Annotated in this window: 12 protein-coding genes and 1 pseudogene; 10 read left to right on the top strand and 3 right to left on the bottom strand. The window is 71.7% G+C overall.

Annotated elements, in window-relative coordinates:
* Nucleotides 1–109: 109 nt before the first annotated feature.
* Complete coding sequence (locus G5C65_RS14985) at nt 110–766, top strand: AAA family ATPase (protein ID WP_165299315.1); 657 nt, start codon at nt 110–112, stop codon at nt 764–766.
* A gap of 227 nt (nt 767–993) precedes the next feature.
* On the opposite strand, the gene G5C65_RS14980 is transcribed toward G5C65_RS14985, so the two are convergent.
* On the bottom strand, nt 994–1,596 hold the full coding sequence (locus tag G5C65_RS14980; RefSeq protein WP_165299314.1) for a hypothetical protein: 603 nt from the start codon (nt 1,594–1,596) through the stop codon (nt 994–996).
* A 148-nt stretch (nt 1,597–1,744) separates the two neighbouring features.
* Between G5C65_RS14980 and G5C65_RS14975 the strand changes: the two genes are divergently transcribed.
* The 8 genes from G5C65_RS14975 (at nt 1,745) to G5C65_RS14940 (ending at nt 10,964) form a co-directional block, all read left to right on the top strand.
* Complete coding sequence (locus G5C65_RS14975) at nt 1,745–2,518, top strand: enhanced serine sensitivity protein SseB (RefSeq protein WP_165299313.1); 774 nt, start codon at nt 1,745–1,747, stop codon at nt 2,516–2,518.
* Nucleotides 2,519–2,724: 206 nt separating this feature from the next.
* Nucleotides 2,725–3,528, top strand: a complete 804-nt coding sequence (locus tag G5C65_RS14970) for an enhanced serine sensitivity protein SseB C-terminal domain-containing protein (protein WP_165299312.1) — start codon at nt 2,725–2,727, stop codon at nt 3,526–3,528.
* Between the two features lie 333 nt (nt 3,529–3,861).
* Complete coding sequence (locus G5C65_RS14965; RefSeq protein ID WP_165299311.1) at nt 3,862–4,863, top strand: ABC transporter permease; 1,002 nt, start codon at nt 3,862–3,864, stop codon at nt 4,861–4,863.
* A 68-nt stretch (nt 4,864–4,931) separates the two neighbouring features.
* Nucleotides 4,932–6,686, top strand: coding sequence for an ABC transporter substrate-binding protein (locus G5C65_RS14960; RefSeq protein ID WP_165299310.1), 1,755 nt, complete (start codon nt 4,932–4,934; stop codon nt 6,684–6,686).
* Between the two features lie 140 nt (nt 6,687–6,826).
* The gene (locus G5C65_RS14955) at nt 6,827–7,825 is read left to right on the top strand and encodes an ABC transporter permease subunit (RefSeq protein ID WP_165299309.1); all 999 of its coding nucleotides are present in this window, start codon (nt 6,827–6,829) and stop codon (nt 7,823–7,825) included.
* Nucleotides 7,822–9,060 carry an ABC transporter ATP-binding protein gene (locus tag G5C65_RS14950; RefSeq protein WP_206441811.1) on the top strand — a complete coding sequence of 413 codons (1,239 nt, stop codon included), beginning with the start codon at nt 7,822–7,824 and terminating at the stop codon, nt 9,058–9,060. Before G5C65_RS14955 ends, G5C65_RS14950 begins: the two co-directional genes overlap by 4 nt.
* Nucleotides 9,061–9,159: 99 nt before the next feature.
* Nucleotides 9,160–10,248: an ABC transporter ATP-binding protein gene (locus G5C65_RS14945; protein ID WP_165299308.1), complete on the top strand. Its 1,089-nt coding sequence runs from the start codon at nt 9,160–9,162 to the stop codon at nt 10,246–10,248.
* Between the two features lie 59 nt (nt 10,249–10,307).
* Nucleotides 10,308–10,964, top strand: coding sequence for a TRIC cation channel family protein (locus tag G5C65_RS14940; protein ID WP_165299307.1), 657 nt, complete (start codon nt 10,308–10,310; stop codon nt 10,962–10,964).
* A gap of 60 nt (nt 10,965–11,024) precedes the next feature.
* On the opposite strand, the gene G5C65_RS14935 is transcribed toward G5C65_RS14940, so the two are convergent.
* Entirely contained in the window at nt 11,025–12,467 is a 1,443-nt protein-coding gene (locus G5C65_RS14935; protein ID WP_165299306.1) for an aldehyde dehydrogenase family protein, read from the bottom strand.
* A gap of 208 nt (nt 12,468–12,675) precedes the next feature.
* Here G5C65_RS14935 and G5C65_RS40445 point away from each other — a divergent pair.
* Nucleotides 12,676–12,894, top strand: a pseudogene (locus G5C65_RS40445) (acyl-CoA thioesterase domain-containing protein); the annotation flags it as partial.
* A 145-nt stretch (nt 12,895–13,039) separates the two neighbouring features.
* Here G5C65_RS40445 and G5C65_RS14925 read toward each other — a convergent pair.
* Nucleotides 13,040–16,092, bottom strand: a 3,053-nt coding sequence (locus G5C65_RS14925; protein ID WP_165299305.1) for a discoidin domain-containing protein, incomplete at its 5' end; no start/stop codon positions are given.

The following is a 16,092-nucleotide window of genomic DNA, read 5'->3' as shown; positions in this document are numbered from 1 at the left end:
GGAGGGCGGGGGTACGGGAGTGCGGGAGACGCCGCCTTGAACCGCATTACCTTTTCTTGACACTCTCTGGGGAGTGGCGGCGTGCCGCCGCCTGGGGGAGGGATGATCCGTGGGCAGCCTGCGCGACCTGCGGGGAACGGCGGCGCCGGTCGTGCTGCGGTTTCCGGCGGGCGATGTCGTCGTGGTCTCGGGGCTGCCCGGGAGCGGCAAGAGCACGCTGATCGCGCGCACGGTCCCCGCGGGCGCAGGCGTGGCCCGGATCGACTCCCAGGACGTCCGCGAGCGCTGGGAGCGCGTCCTGCCTCCCCTGCTGCCGTACGCCGTCTACCGCCCGCTCGTCCGGCTCGCGCACTACGCGCGGCTGCGCCGCGCCCTCGCTTCCGGGGCCACCGTGGTCGTGCACGACTGCGGCGCGCAGGGCTGGGTGCGCCGCTGGCTCGCCCGTGACGCGCGGCGGCGCGGGCGCGCGGCGCATCTGGTGCTGCTCGACGTGGAGCCCGCCGTGGCGCTCGCCGGGCAGGCGGCGCGCGGCCGGGGCGTGCCCGGGGCCACCTTCCGGCGCCATGTGCGGGCCGTGCGGCGGCTCGCGGCCGCGATGCGGGAGGGGCGGCTCCCGCGCGGGACGGCCTCGGCGCTGGTGCTGGACCGCGCCGCGGCGCGACGGCTGGCCCGGATGGACTTCGTCCGGGGCACCCGTACGTGCACGGCCCCGCCCCCGCCGAGCGGAGGCGGAACCGTGCACACCAGCACTCCCGCGACGGGCTGACCCGTGGCCGACCGCCCCGGCATCGGGGCTGTGCAGGGGCTGCCCCTTGCCGATGCGTCGCAGGGTGCGGCGCTGCTGTGGCTGGTCGCGCAGTTCCCCGCGCCCCTGAAGCGCCCCTGCGGGGCGCAGTTCCCCGCGCCCCGCCGGGGCGCGGGGAACTGCGCGCCGAGCCCGATCGCGCCCGGCGCGGCAGGACGAACCGCGCCCCCCTCACGAACCGCGCTCTCTCATGCGGGCTCGGTCGACGGCGCCGGCGCCTTCTTCCCGGTGAGCCCCTCCAGCGTGGCGGCCGGAATCTTGCCGTACGCGTTCGCGGCGGTGACCACGTTCACCGTGTCGACCAGCGTCTCCCGCGCGGCGCTCCGCGTCTTGCGCTCGTCCCCGGCCGTGGAGATCCGCAGCAGCTTCGCCGTGCTGGCCTGCAGCGCCGAGGCCGCCTTGGTGGTCAGCTCGGCGGCGGGCAGCGGGCGGGACTTGACGGCCTGCCGGGTGACCGCGGTCCGCAGCTCGGTGAGCGCCTTGGCGACGCGGTGGGCGTGCCGCTGGGCCCGGTACGGGGAGAGCTTGCCGTCCTTCGCCTGGTTCACATCGGTCAGCACCCGCCCGACGGCGTCGCTGACCGCCGCGGTGTCCTGCAGCGTCTCGGCCTGCTGCGCGAGCTGCCGGTCCGCCTCGGGCCGGTCCGCGCCGGGCTGCGGCGCCCCGGGCGCCTGCTGCCGCTTCTCGCGGTGGTCGGAGCCGTGGTCGGCGGTGGCGATACCCGCGGCGCCGAGCGCGAGCGTGCCCGCGAGGGCGGTGGCTGCGACGGCGGTGATGCGGTTGGCCTGCATGGGATTTCCTCCAAGGGAAACGCTCGTAGGCGTACAAAAGGGACCTTCACCACCTTTCGCCCGGATGCTGCGCACCGCAACTGGAGTGTCGCCATCCGTGACCAACCGGGGTACCCCGCACCCCGGGCCGCATGGATAGGCTGGTGACATGACCTTTCCGCAGCAGTACGGCCCCGGGCACGGCGGGGGGTGGCCCGGGAACGAGCTGGAGGAAACCCTCGCGGCCTCGCTCGACGCTCCACGTGCCGGCGCCCGGCTGCTGGAGGTGCTGCGGCGCAGCAGCCTGTGGGTGCCGCTGCCGGAGGGCGGCGGGCCGCAGAGCAGCGAACTCGACCTGCCGACGATCGAGTTGGGCGGGGCGGCGTTCGTCCCCGTCTTCTCCTCGGAGGAGCAGTTCCTCCGGGTGGCGGGCCCGCATATGTCGTTCGCCGTCGCCCCGGCCCGGGAGTTCGCGCGCGGGCTGCCCCCGCAGGTGGGCATCGCGGTGAACCCCGAGGGCACCGTCGGGGTGCCGATGCCGCCGGAGGCCGTCGCGGAGCTGTGCGGGAACACCCCGGCCGAGCAGGGAGCCACCGGCATGGTGACCGGCGCCCGGGTCCGGCTGTTCGAGCCGGACTGGCAGGACGACCCGCTCGACTTCCTCGCCGCCGTGTCCGGCGAGTTCGGCGGGCTGGGGGCGGTGCGCACCGCGCGGCGGGCGCTCGCGAGCACCGAGGGCGAGCCGCCCGCGCTGTTCGTCGGCGTCGAACTCGATCTGCTCGACCCGCAGTCGCGGCAGGAGGCTCACGACGCGCTGGGGCGTGCGCTGGGCCGGTGCTCGGTGCGCTGGCCCGTGCAGATGGTGCTGCTCGACGCCGCACGTGATCCGGTGGTGGACTGGATGCGGGAGTGCGTGCGGCCCTTCTACGCCCGCGAGCCGTGAGCGTGCCGTCGCCGCGGACGGGCACGTGTTCCGGGAGGGGGCCCGGGACGGAGTCCGGTACGGGGTCCGGCAGGGGGTCCGGCGTCGTGGCCGGGTCCTAAGCTGGGGACAGCACGACGCGGGGGGCGCACACGCGTGCCCTGCGCACATGACCGGCTGGCCGGGCGCCACGGGTGTACGGCAGAGGTGAGGGAAGGGCGGCCCAGGTGAGCGCGGGTGGAAGCGTCGAGCAACTGCTGCGGCAGGTGTCGCCGGGCCAGTACGACACCTACGAGACCTATGAGTCCCTGCTGCGCGCGCTCGCCGGGAGCGAGCTGTGGATGCTGCTCTGGCACGGCCGGGCCGGGTCCCCCGACGCGCAGTACGGGAACATGGAGGTCGGCGGCTACGGCTACGCTCCGTGTGTGACCTCGCACCAGGAGCTGGCCGCCTCCGGCTGGACCCGGGCGCACGAGGTCGTCGGCGGCCGGGACATCGCCGCCGCGCTGTTTCCCGAGCGGTGGGGAATCTGGCTCAATCCGCACAGCCCCGGCGGCGGCGTCGGCGTCCCCTGGCTCGATCTGCGGCGGATCGCCCTCGGTCTGGAGCGGCTGCCCGCCGGACCGCTGCGGATTACCGAGCCCGCCCTCGACATCCCGCAGTTCTACGCCCTGCTCACCCGGAACGCGCACCACACCCCCGCCGTCCGCTCGCTGCGCCACGCCTGGGTGCAGCCCGCGCTCGGCGTGCCGTACCTGGCCATCGGCCTGGAGCTGTACGACGGCGGGCAGCGCTCGGTGGAGTCGGCCCACCAGATGATGCAGCGCTCCATCACGGCGGTCCCCGAGGGGCTGCCGGTCTCCAGCGTGGCCATGGCCGACGGCCACGACCCGGTGGCGATGTGGCTGCGCCGCCAGGCGCGCCCGTTCTTCGACCGGGACACGCAGGTGGGCGCGGTGCAGGTGCAGGGGCAGGTGCCGAGGCAGAGCGCGGCCCCCGGCCTCGGTTACGGATATCCCCCAACCTATTGATCTGCCCTGCGGCCCCGGGCGTCATTCTCAGCCTCTTATGTTTCGGCCAGGTTTCAGCTGTCCGGAATTCCCAAGGGTATTTCCGGCAAAATCTGACATAGCGCAGCCCTCGGTACCGCTCAACGTCAACTTTCGTCCGCATAACGGAACATGCCGCGTCACATCACAGTTGCGCATCCTTTCCCCGGGGGGGCTGGCGGGTGATCGTGAGCGGGATGAAGACTCCCCAGCCATAGGCCGCTCGGCCTTCTGTACGAACATCAGCAAGGTGGCCGCTACCGCGGCGTGCGCGTGGACTGGTCAACTGCCGGTCGAGAAGGGGTTCCCAACACGATGACGGCGCCACTGCACGAGTCGTCCGCGGATACCGCGGTCGCAGAGCCGGAGCCCGCGCCCAGCGGTGCCAAGAAGGACATCGAGGGCCGGTCGCTCGGCCGAATCGCCTGGGAGCGGCTCAAGCGCGACAAGGTCGCCCTCATCGGCGGTGCGGTCGTCCTCTTCCTCGTCCTGGCGGCGATCTTCGCCCCGCTGATCACGTCGCTGATCGGCCAGTCCCCCAACGAGCGCCACGAGGACCTGATCGACCCGCTCTTCAGCACCCCGAAGGGCTCCTTCGGCGGGATGAGCGGGGACCACCTGCTGGGCGTCGAGCCGGTCAGCGGGCGCGACATCCTCGCCCGCATCGTCTACGGCGCGCGCGTCTCGATCCTCGTGGGCTTCCTCTCCGCGTTCGTCGCCGTGGTCATCGGCACCATCCTCGGCACGCTCGCGGGCTACTTCGGCGGCTGGCTGGACACCGTCATCAGCCGCATCATGGACATGCTGCTCGCCTTTCCGCAGCTCCTTTTCGCGATCTCCCTGATCTCCGTCATGCCGAACGACATGCTGGGCCTGACCGGCACCGGGGTCCGGCTGATGGTGATGATCCTGGTGATCGGCTTCTTCGGCTGGCCGTATATCGGCCGGATCGTGCGCGGCCAGGTGCTCTCGCTGCGCGAGCGCGAGTACATCGAGGCGGCCCGGAGCCTGGGCGCCGGACGGCGCTACATCATCCGCCGGGAGCTGCTGCCGAACCTGGTCGCGCCGATCACCGTGTACACCACGCTGATGATCCCGACCAACATCCTCACCGAGGCCGCGCTCAGCTTCCTCGGCGTCGGCGTCAAGCCGCCCACCGCCTCCTGGGGCCAGATGCTGTCGAATGCCGTCGAGTACTACGAGTCCGACCCGATGTACATGATCATCCCAGGTGTCGCGATCTTCATCACGGTGCTCGCCTTCAACCTCTTCGGCGACGGCGTACGCGACGCCCTCGATCCCAAGGGGACCCGTTGACCCCCCAGCCAAGATCCCCCCGGCCTCGCGATGGTGCGGGCCGTGACCTACCCGGAGGTTGCGAGAAAGTGACAACCAAACGCACATCGAGGCGCCGACTGGCGGCGGTCTCCGCACTCGCCGTCGGCACCCTGCTGACCGCCACGGCCTGTGGCGGCAATGACGACGACAACGGGGGCGGCGGCGACGCGGCCGGCTTCAACGCGGGCGTCAACAAGGTGGCCAACGCGTCCGACAAGAAGGGCGGCACGCTGCGGTACGTCGGTGTCCAGGACGCCGACTCCTGGGACACCACCCGGATGTACTACGGCTTCGCCATCGACTTCTCGCGCTACTACAGCCGCACGCTCGTCAGCTACACCGCGGCTCCGGGGCAGAAGTCCATCGACCTCAAGCCCGACCTCGCGAAGAGCAAGGGCAAGCTGTCCGACGGCGGCAAGACCTACACGTACGAGCTGAAGGACGGGCTGAAGTGGGAGGACGGCAAGCCGATCACCTCCCAGGACATCAAGTACGGCATTGAGCGCCAGTGGGCGCAGAACGTGCTGTCCGGCGGCCCGGTCTACGCCAAGGACGTGCTCGACCCCGACGGCAAGTACAAGGGCCCCTACGAGGGCGGCGACTTCAAGGGCATCGAGACGCCGGACGAGAAGACCATCGTCTTCCACCTGCCGAAGCCCAACGGCGACTTCGAGCAGATGCTCGCCATGCCCACCAACGCGCCGGTGCGCAAGGACATGGACAAGAAGTCCAAGTACGGGCTGAAGCCCTTCTCCTCGGGCCCGTACAAGTTCCAGTCGTACACCCCGAACAAGAACCTGACCCTGGTCCGGAACAAGAACTGGTCGGCGAAGACCGACAACCTGCGCAAGGCGCTGCCGGACAAGGTCAAGCTCACCCTGCTCACCAACGCCGACGAGCGGGACAAGCGCCTGATCAACGGTGACGCGGACCTGGACCTCAACCAGCGCGGCATGGACTCCCAGGGCCGCACCACCGCGATCAAGGAGCACAAGGCCAACGTCGACAACCCGCAGACCGGGTTCATCTCGTATGTGGCCTTCCCGCAGAGCGTGAAGCCGTTCGACAACATCCACTGCCGCAAGGCCGCGATCTACGGCACGGACCACAAGTCCGTGCAGACCGCGCGCGGCGGTCCGATGGCGGGCGGCGACCTGGCGACGAACATGCTGCCGCCGACCGTCCCGGGCTGGGACAAGAACGACGACCAGTACGGCATCGCCAAGGGCAGTGCCGACGTCGCCAAGGCCAAGGAAGAGCTCAAGAAGTGCGGCAAGCCGAACGGCTTCAAGACCACGCTCGCCGTGCGCAACACCGACAAGTCCGATGAGAAGTCGGCCGAGGCGATCCAGGCGTCGCTGAAGAAGGTCGGCATCAACGTGGAGATCGACCCGTTCGACGGCGCCCAGGGCTCCTCGATCGTCGGTAACCCGGACGTGGTGAAGAAGAAGGGCTACGGGATGGTCCTCTACGGCTGGGGCCCGGACTTCCCGAGCGGCCAGGGCTACGGCGTCCCGCTGTGGAACAGCAAGTACATCCTGGACAACGGCAACAACAACTACGCGTTGATCGACGACAAGAAGATCGACAGCCAGTTCGCCGACGCCATCGCCGACGAGGACCCGAAGTCCGCGGCGAAGAAGTACGCGGAGATCAACAAGGAGGTCATGAAGGGTGCTTACTACCTTCCGCTGACCTACATGAAGGTCGTCCAGTGGCGCGCCAGCCACCTGACGAACGTCTACTCGGCGGACGCCTTCAACGGCTGGTACGACATGGTCAACATCGGCGTCAAGAAGTGACCCGCGTGGTCACCCACATCACCATCTGACGGCGTCACCCGCCGCTGGCACGAAGGGCAGGTGAAGGCCGCGGCGGCGGCCCGGCCGAGACCCCCGCACCCCGGGGGGCCGGCCGGGCCGCCGCAAGGCGGCCGAGAGCAGTGCTCACATACCTCATCAGGCGGCTGTTCGCCGTCGCAGTGATGCTGGTCGTCATCATCCTGGCGGTCTTCTGCATCTTCTTCCTGATCCCCAAGTGGACCGGAACCGATCCGGCCACGATGTTCGTCGGCAAGCAGGCCGACAAGGAGGCCATCGAGGCCGTCCGGCAGAAGCTCCAGCTGGACGACCCGATCCTGGTGCAGCTCTTCGAGTTCTTCAAGGGCATTTTCGTCGGACGCGACTACACCGGTGGGGGCACCACCACGCACTGCTCTGCCCCCTGCTTCGGCTACTCGTTCCGCACTGAGCAGGAGATCTGGCCCATCCTGACGGACCGGCTGCCCGTGACCCTGTCCCTGGCGGTCGGCGCCGCCGTGCTGTGGCTGATCATCGGCCTCGCCGTGGGCATCGTCTCCGCGCTCAAGCGCGGCACCATCTGGGACCGGCTCGGCATGACCGGCGCGCTCGCCGGCGTCTCGCTGCCGATCTACTTCACCGGCCTGATCCTGCTGGCCGTCTTCGCCTACCAGCTGGATCTGGTCAGCAACAAGTTCACGCCCTTCGGTGACAATCCGGGGGAGTGGTTCAGCGGCATGATCCTGCCCTGGATCAGCCTCGCCTTCCTGTTCGGCGCGATGTATGCCCGGATCACCCGGGCCACCATGCTGGAAGTGATGGGCGAGGACTACATCCGTACAGCGCGGGCCAAGGGCCTCAGAGAACCGGTCGTCATCGGCAAGCACGCCATGCGCTCCACGATGACGCCCGTCCTCACCCTCCTGGGCATCGACCTCGGCGCCCTGATGGGCGGCGCGATCCTCACCGAGACCACCTTCAGCATCCCCGGGCTCGGCCAGGCCGTGCTGAAGGCGATCAACGAGAAGGACCTTCCGCTGATCCTCGGTGTCACCCTCATCACCGCAACCGCCGTCGTCATCGCGAATCTCATCGTCGACCTGCTGTACGGCGTGATCGACCCCCGAGTGAGGCTTGCATGACAGACCAGCCAGCAGAGAAGCCGGAAGAGCAGAAGGCCGACGCCGTGCCGGAGCCGGCCGACACTGCCGCCGCCGACGCCACTGACGCCGCCGACGCCGCCGACGGCACGGTCGACCAGGCCGAGCAGGACGCCCAGGCGGCCGGCGGGAAGGTGGCGGACACGGCGCCGGGCGAGCCGGTGCTGGACAAGAAGCCCGCCAGCGCGTTTCTGGAAGTGCGCGACCTGCGCATCCACTTCCCCACCCAGGACGGCCTGGTCAAGTCCGTCGACGGGCTGTCCTTCTCGCTGGAGAAGGGGCAGACGCTGGGCATCGTCGGCGAGTCGGGCTCCGGCAAGTCGGTCACCTCGCTCGGCATCATGGGCCTGCACACCGTCGGCCAGTACGGGCGCCAGCGCCCCAAGCTGTCCGGCGAGATCTGGCTGAACGGCCAGGAGCTGCTCACCGCCGACCCGGACGAGGTGCGCAAGCTGCGCGGCCGGGAGATCTCCATGATCTTCCAGGACCCGCTGTCGGCCCTGCACCCCTTCTTCACCATCGGCCACCAGATCGTCGAGGCGTACCGGGTGCACCACGACGTCGACAAGAAGAAGGCGCGCGCCCGCGCCGTCGAGCTGCTCGACCGGGTGGGGATCCCCGAGCCCGCCAAGCGCGTGGACAGCTTCCCGCACGAGTTCTCCGGCGGGATGCGGCAGCGCGCGATGATCGCCATGTCGCTGGCGAACAACCCCGAGCTGCTGATCGCCGACGAGCCGACGACGGCGCTGGACGTCACCGTCCAGGCGCAGATCCTCGACCTGATCCGGGATCTGCAGAAGGAGTTCGGCTCGGCCGTCATCATCATCACCCACGACCTCGGCGTCGTCGCCGAGCTCTCGGACGACATCCTGGTGATGTACGGCGGGCGCTGTGTCGAGTACGGCACGGCGGAGGAGGTCTTCTACGAGCCGCAGCACCCCTACACCTGGGGCCTGCTCGGCTCGATGCCGCGGATCGACCGGGAGCGCACCGACCGGCTCTCCCCGGTCAAGGGCTCCCCGCCCAGCCTCATCAACGTTCCCGAGGGCTGTGCCTTCAACCCGCGCTGCCCGTACGCGGACGTGCCCAAGGGCGGCATCACCCGCACCCGGCGCCCCGAGCTGCGCGAGACGAAGCCCGGTCACCTCTCCGCCTGCCATATGGACCAGGCCGACAGGGAACGGATCTGGAACGAAGAGATTGCCCCGAAGCTATGAGCGTCGCAGGCGCGGCCACGCGGCCGCAGACATGTACGATCCCGCACGTCTGCGCCGCGCGGGCGGAGAAGCGAGCCGAGAGCGGGGAGCGAGGACGAGATGACTGACTCCAACTCCGAGCAGCCGAAGGGTGGTACGGCCACCGTCGAAGAGCCCCGGGCGGGTGAGACGCTGCTCAAGGTGAGCGGTCTCAAAAAGCACTTCCCGATCACCAAGGGGCTGCTCAAGCGGCAGGTCGGTGCGGTACTGGCGGTCGACGGCCTGGACTTCGAGGTGCGCTCGGGCGAGACCCTGGGCGTGGTGGGCGAGTCCGGGTGCGGCAAGTCCACCATGGGCCGGCTGATCACCCGGCTGCTGGAGCCCACCGACGGGTCGGTCGAGTTCGAGGGCAAGGACATCACCCACCTCGGCGTCAACGGCTTGCGCCCGCTGCGCCGCGATGTGCAGATGATCTTCCAGGATCCGTACTCGTCGCTCAACCCCCGGCACACGGTCGGCGCGATCGTCAGCGCCCCCTTCAAGCTCCAGGGCGTCACCCCCGAGGGCGGGGTCAAGAAGGAGGTGCAGCGGCTGCTGTCGGTGGTCGGGCTGAGCCCCGAGCACTACAACCGCTACCCGCACGAGTTCTCCGGCGGCCAGCGGCAGCGCATCGGCATCGCGCGGGCGCTCGCCCTCAACCCCAAGCTGGTGGTGGCCGACGAGCCGGTCTCGGCGCTGGATGTGTCGATCCAGGCCCAGGTGGTGAACCTGCTGGACGACCTCCAGCAGGAGCTGGGCCTGACCTATGTGATCATCGCGCACGACCTGTCGGTCATCCGGCACGTCTCCGACCGGATCGCGGTGATGTACCTGGGCAAGATCGTCGAGCTGACGGACCGCGAGTCGCTGTACGACACGCCCATGCACCCGTACACCCGGGCGCTGCTCTCCGCCGTGCCGGTCCCCGACCCGCGCCGCCGGGAGAAGAACGGCCGGGACCGGATCCTGCTCCAGGGCGATGTGCCGTCGCCGATGAACCCGCCGAGCGGCTGCCGGTTCCACACCCGCTGCTGGAAGGCGACCCAGGTGTGCGCGACGAAGGAGCCGCCGCTGGTGCCGCTGGCGACCGGCCACCAGGTCGCCTGCCACCACCCGGAGAACGCCCCGGACCAGGAGCCGGGGGACACCGAGCCGCTGGTGCGGTCGTAGGACCCATCGGACCGGCGCCGGATCCCGGATCGCGTCCACGGGCCCGGTAGAAAGGGCCCGTGGACAGCTTCCTCAGCCCGTCCCTCCAGCACTGGCTGGATCTCACGGGCATCTTCGTGTTCGCCCTCTCGGGCGCGCTGCTGGCGGTGCGCCGGAACTTCGACGTCTTCGGGATGGCCGTGCTCGCCGCGGTCACGGGCCTCGGCGGCGGGCTGTTCCGGGACCTCGTCATCGGCGCCGTGCCGCCTGCGGCGTTCACGGATCTCGGGTACGCGCTGACGCCGCTCGTCGCCACCGTGATCGTCTTCTTTCTGCACCCCGAGGTCGAACGGATCACCAAGGCGGTGCTGGTGTTCGACGCGGCCGGGCTCGGGCTGTTCTGCGTCACCGGCACGCTCAAGGCGCACGAGTACGGGCTCAGCCTCACCTCGTCGGCCGTGCTGGGGCTGGCCACCGCCGCGGGCGGCGGTGTGCTGCGGGACGTGCTCGCGAACGAGGTGCCGTCGCTGCTGCGGTGGGACCGGGAGGTCTACGCGGTGCCCGCGGTGGTGGGGGCCGCGGCGACCGCGCTGCTCATCCACGGTGACCGGGTCAATCCGGTGACCATGACCGGGACCGCCGTGCTGGCGTTCGTGCTGCGGCTGCTGGCGCTGCGGTACGGGTGGCGCGCGCCGCGGGCCTGGAACCGGCGCAGCGCACGCCCCGACGAGTCCTGAGCCGCTGTCGGGGCACGTCGTGCCCCGTAAGGAGCGCGGTTGCCTGGGAGCCCCGCCGGGTCAGAACGGGAACTCCGTTCGGCCGCGCTGGACGGAGACCCAGCGCTGGGTCGTGAACGCGGCCCACGCTCCCTCGCCGCGCAGCTGCCCCCCGAACGGCACGGAGGGCTCGTCCAGCGTTCCGGGGCCGTTGACATGCACCACGCCCGAGCGCAGCCGCCGGGAGAGCGCCATGCCCCGCTGCAGGTCCGCCGTGTGGACGGCGCCGCCGAGCCCGGTGTGGACGCCGCCGCCGGCGAGCCGTACCGCCTCCTCGTCCGCCTCGAACGGCAGCACCGCAGCCACCGGACCGAAGATCTCCTGGCGCAGCAGCGGTGAGCCGGCGTCCAGCCCGGCCAGCACGGTGGGGCGCACCACGGACCCTTCGGCGGCCCCGCGCAGCAGGACGCGGGCGCCCTCCCCGGCGGCCTGGTCGGTGAGCAGCGCGACGGCGTCCGCCTGCGCGGGGCTCAGCAGCGGTCCGATCCGGGTCTTCGGGTCCCGTGGGTCCCCGGCCGGCAGCTCCCGCACCCGCTCCACGAACGCCTCGGTGAACTCCCGCTCCACCGCATGGTGCACGAGGATCCGGCTCACGCAGGTGCTGCCGCCCTGCCCCTGGTGGACGAAGCGGCTGACCGCGGCGGCCTCGGCGGCGCGCGGGAGGTCGGCGTCCTCGCAGACCACGAAGGCGCTGTCGCCGTTGAGTTCCAGCACGGTGCGCTTGAAGTGGCCCGCGGCGACGGCCGCGATATGGCGGGCGGTCTTGTCCGAGCCGGTGAAGGAGATCACCTGGGCGGCCGGGTGCTCGATGAGCGCGTCGCCGATCTCCGCGATATCGGTGAGCAGGACGTTCAGCAGACCGGCCGGCAGGCCCGCGTCCTGCAGCAGCTTGGCGACCAGGGTGCCGCCGCAGACCGGGGTGTTCTGGTGGGGCTTGAGCACGACCGCGTTGCCCAGCGCGAGCGCGGGCGCCACCGAGGTGAGCGCCATCAGGAACGGATAGTGGAACGGGCTGATGACGCCGACCACGCCCACCGGCTCGTGGTGGACCTGGTTCTCCTTGCCCGCCACCGGGGACGGCAGCAGCCGGGTGTGCGGGCGCATCGCGAGCCCGCCGGCCTCACGCAGGCACTCCTTGGCGAGGCCCAGCTCGAAGTCGGCGCGCACCCGCGGCGTCCCGGCCTCGGTGACCAGCGCGTCGGCCAGCTCCTCCGCGCGCTCCTCGATCAGGCGCACGGCGCGCTCGCATATGGTCCGGCGGGCGAAGCCGGAGGCGCCCGCCCAGCCGCGCTGGGCGCGCCCGGCGGCCCGGTACGCCTCGTCCACCTCGTCCGCGGTGGCGACCGTGACAGCCGCGAGCTTCTCTCCGCTGTAGGGATCGAAGTCGATCAGGTCCCAGGAGCCGGTGCCTGGGCGCCACGCTCCGTCGATGTACTGGAGCGCGAGATTCGCGAAGTACGACATTGCGGCTGGCTTCCTTCCCTGGTCCAGACGACAAGTTAAGTACGGAAGGGGTGAGTTGGTGAAGGGGGTACTGGATTCTGCCGTCACTCCTACCGACAAGTAACAAGTCGGTGCACCGTGTGCGTTATGTCCAAAGCTCCCGAGGGCACCCTTGTCACCAGCGAATTCGACCGCGCCACGGCGGTGCGGCCCCTCGCCCCCGGCCGCTGTGCGGCGTTGCTTGTCCGCGGGCCGGCCGATAGGTTCAGACCTGAACGGGGGCTATCTCCTCGCCGTCCCCGGCCGTGCCCTGGCCGGGGAACTGCCGCACCCCGACCCCTTCACGGTCTCCGCTCACTGCCTCACCGCCTCCGCGCCCGGTCCCGCCGCCATCCGTACGGAGACGGCCCGCGAGGGCCGCACCCCCGGCACGGCCTCCGCCTCGCTCTTCCAGACCGCGGCGGACGGCACCGAGGTTGAGCGGATCCGCGCAACAGTGACGTACGGCGACCCCGACGCGCTCACCGTCCACGTCCGCACGAGTGACCGGGCATGCAGGGTGCGCCCCGGAGCGGCCCGCCGGGACGGCCCGGTCAGCGTACGGAGAGCCGCACCACCCGGGCGTGCGCGTGCGGCGTCCCGTGGACCTTCACCGCCACGTAGCGGGCGGAGGCCGCGCGATGGAGGCGGCGTACGCGCCCGAGGCCCCACAGGGTGCCCGCGCGCCGGTAGTGGACGCCGTCCCTGCTGAACTCCACGTGCGCGGCCGGGGCCCAGGGCGTCGTCCACTCGGCCTCCACCCGCCGCACCGCGCGCCGTTCTCCGAGGTCCACCACCATGCGGCCGTCCGGTCCCGGCCGCCACGCCGTATCGGGATCGCCGTCCACCGCGGCGCCCGGCCAGGACATCCCGCGCGGCAGCGGAGAGGTGGGGAAGGTGTTCCGGCCCAGGGCGTGGTCGTCGTACGGGTACGGCCGCGCGCCCGGAACGGTGACCCGGGTCCCGCGCCGGCCCCGTACGGTCGCCTCGGTGCTGCGGCCCTGCGCCTCGATCCGCACCCGGCAGCCGGGGCCCGACAGGTGCAGGGTCGACCCGTCGGTCACCCGCACCCGCAGCCCCGGAGGCAGTGCCCGGCCGGACAGCGGCGTGAGCGTGAACCGGGGCGGCAGCAGCCGGGCCGAGGCGGCGTCGAGGCGGACCGCGCAGGCGAGGCCGTCCCGGGTGACCGTCTGCTCGCCCTCGTACACGCGCCGGCGCCGGCCCCGCTGCGGCACCTCGACGCGCGTGTCGACCGTGTGCGCCGACAGGTTGAACAGGCTCAGGTGCCCGTCCGTGAGCGCCGCGCGGACCCGGCCGTCCGCGGCGGCGGGCGCCGCGCCGCGCGCCAGGTCGCGCAGCTCGCCCGGCGTGACGCCGCAGCGCCCCTCGACCACCAGGGGCGTCTGCGCGCCGTCGGCCGGCACGACCATGTCGCCGTACACGGCCACGGGGTGCTCACCGCCGCCGCGCACCACCAGCCCCGCGCGGCCGTCGATGTCGAGCCACCCGCCGCGGCTGCGCACCGCGGGCTCCGGTCCGGTCGCCAGGTCCGTCCACCGCTCGCCGTCGGACGACCCCTGGAGGCGGTAGACGCGTGCGGCGGCGGCCTCCCAGCGCAGCGTGACCCGGTCGAGCGCGTGCGCGGCGCCGAGGTCCACCGCCCACCAGCTGTCGGCCCGCCGCCGGTCCTCCTTCGAGACGGCCCACCGGGTGTCCGCCGCGCCGTCCACCGCCATCCCCGGACCCATGCCGGGCGTGTGCGAGGAGGCCGTGGCGGCACGGCCGCGCGCGAGGTCCGGGCCGCCGTCCCCGTCGCGGGCCTCCACGGCGAACAGCGAGTAGCCGTAGGCCGGGTCGGGCTGCACGCCCAGCATCCTCAGATGGCGCACCGTCGCCCGCCCGAAGGTCAGCTCGTCGGTGCGCCCCGCCGCCTCCCCGCGGGACGCCGCGTCCTGCGCGGGGACCTCGGCCGAGCCCTCCGCGAAGCGGTAGGTGCGGCTGCCGTCCAGACCCGCCACACCCGGCATGGTCAGGTTGTGCACCTCCAGCCGGGAGCTGCCCGCGTACGAGCCGTCGGCCGCGTAGACCACCGCGCCGGTGGGGAGCGTCGTGTACCCGGCGAAGCCGTCGCCCAGGCGCAGCAGCGTGGCGCTGCCGTCGAATCCGTCCCGCGCGGCGGTGTGCACCCGCACCGTGCGGCCGCCGACCTCGGCCGCGGTCGACGGCAGGAACATCGGGGTGCTGCCGCTGAGCCGGAACAGCCAGTCGTCGTGACCGGGCTGCCACGCGAACTTCACAAAGCCGGGCTTCGTCACCGCGCCCGCCCAGGCCGCCGGGGACTGGTGCGCGACCAGGCCCGGCCCGGTCCCGAAGTCGGTGACCCCCTTGGCCTGTTCGAACAGCTCCTCCCGCGACACCGGCCGAACCCGCCGTCCGGCGTCCGGCCACACGTGCAGCAGATAGCTGATGGCCAGCTCGGCGCGCGCCTCGGGCTCGTACTTGGGCTCGCCCGAGAACTTCGTCAGCCGGTACCTCGGGGGGTACTCCTGGTACGCCTCCAGGCGCGCGGCCAGCTCCAGTTCCGCGCGCGCCGCGGCCCGGTCCCCGGCCACCCGGGAGAGGAACGCGAGCGGGATCACGTCCCTGCCGTAGAGGTGCTCGCGGTCGCTCACCATCGGCATCAGCGGTTCGCCCGCGTCGGACATCACGCCGAGCAGCGTGCGCCACAGGGACTCGGCGTTGGGCTGCGCGGTCAGGACCTCGGGCAGCGGCCGGCCCGCCGCGAGGAAGTGCGCAGCGTTACGCCCCGAGGTGCGCCACAGCTCCTCCTGGTAGTGCGGCCCGAACGACCCGTGGTTCTCGACGATGAACGTGTCGTAGACGTTGCGGGCCCTGTTGCGCGCGACCGGGACGCCGTCCACCCGCGTGGGGTTGGCCAGGTCGGCGGGCGGCAGCCCGGCCTCGTTGCGCGACCAGGTCCCGTAGTCGGCGGCCCAGCCGGGGCGGCGCCGGTCGTCCGGTGCCCAGGCCAGCGCGGGGGCGAGCGTCTGGGCGTAGACGCCCATCTCCTCCAGCTTGGTGTCGCCGACGTACCCGCCGGTCAGGCCGTTCGGAGTCCAGCTGCCGGAGTCCGGGTCGTCACCGGTGCCCAACGAGTGGGTGTACGCGGCCTGTTCGCGGGTGATGGTGTCGACCGCCGCGCGGGTCCCGGTGTCCAGCTCGCTCCACAGCAGGCGCGCGGCGAGGACGAAGTACGACTGGAACGTGGTGTCGAAGAACAGCTTGCGGCCCCACTGGGCACCGCCTGCCAGCCGGTTCGACGAGGCGAAGTGGCGCAGGGTCGCGAGCGTACGGCGCTTGAGCGTCGCCCTGCTCACCCCCGCCTCGCCCTCGTCGAAGTCGCCGCGTGTCAGCAGGACGGCGTGTCCGAGGACGACGGCGAAGCCGAAGTCCCTGTCGCTGTAGGTCCCCTTCGCCTCGTCCCACTGCGTCTCCGACCAGCGGGTGTGCCGGAGGAGGGCGCGATAGTACGTGGCGGCGACCCGGTCCTCGCCCGCGGCGCCGCCCGCTTCCCCGGTCCGCTCCGGGGCGGCGGGGGAGGCGGCGG

This window comes from Streptomyces boncukensis (assembly GCF_011045075.1).
Classification (GTDB): Bacteria; Actinomycetota; Actinomycetes; order Streptomycetales; family Streptomycetaceae; genus Streptomyces; species Streptomyces boncukensis.
This window is presented reverse-complemented; position numbering and strand designations above follow the sequence as displayed.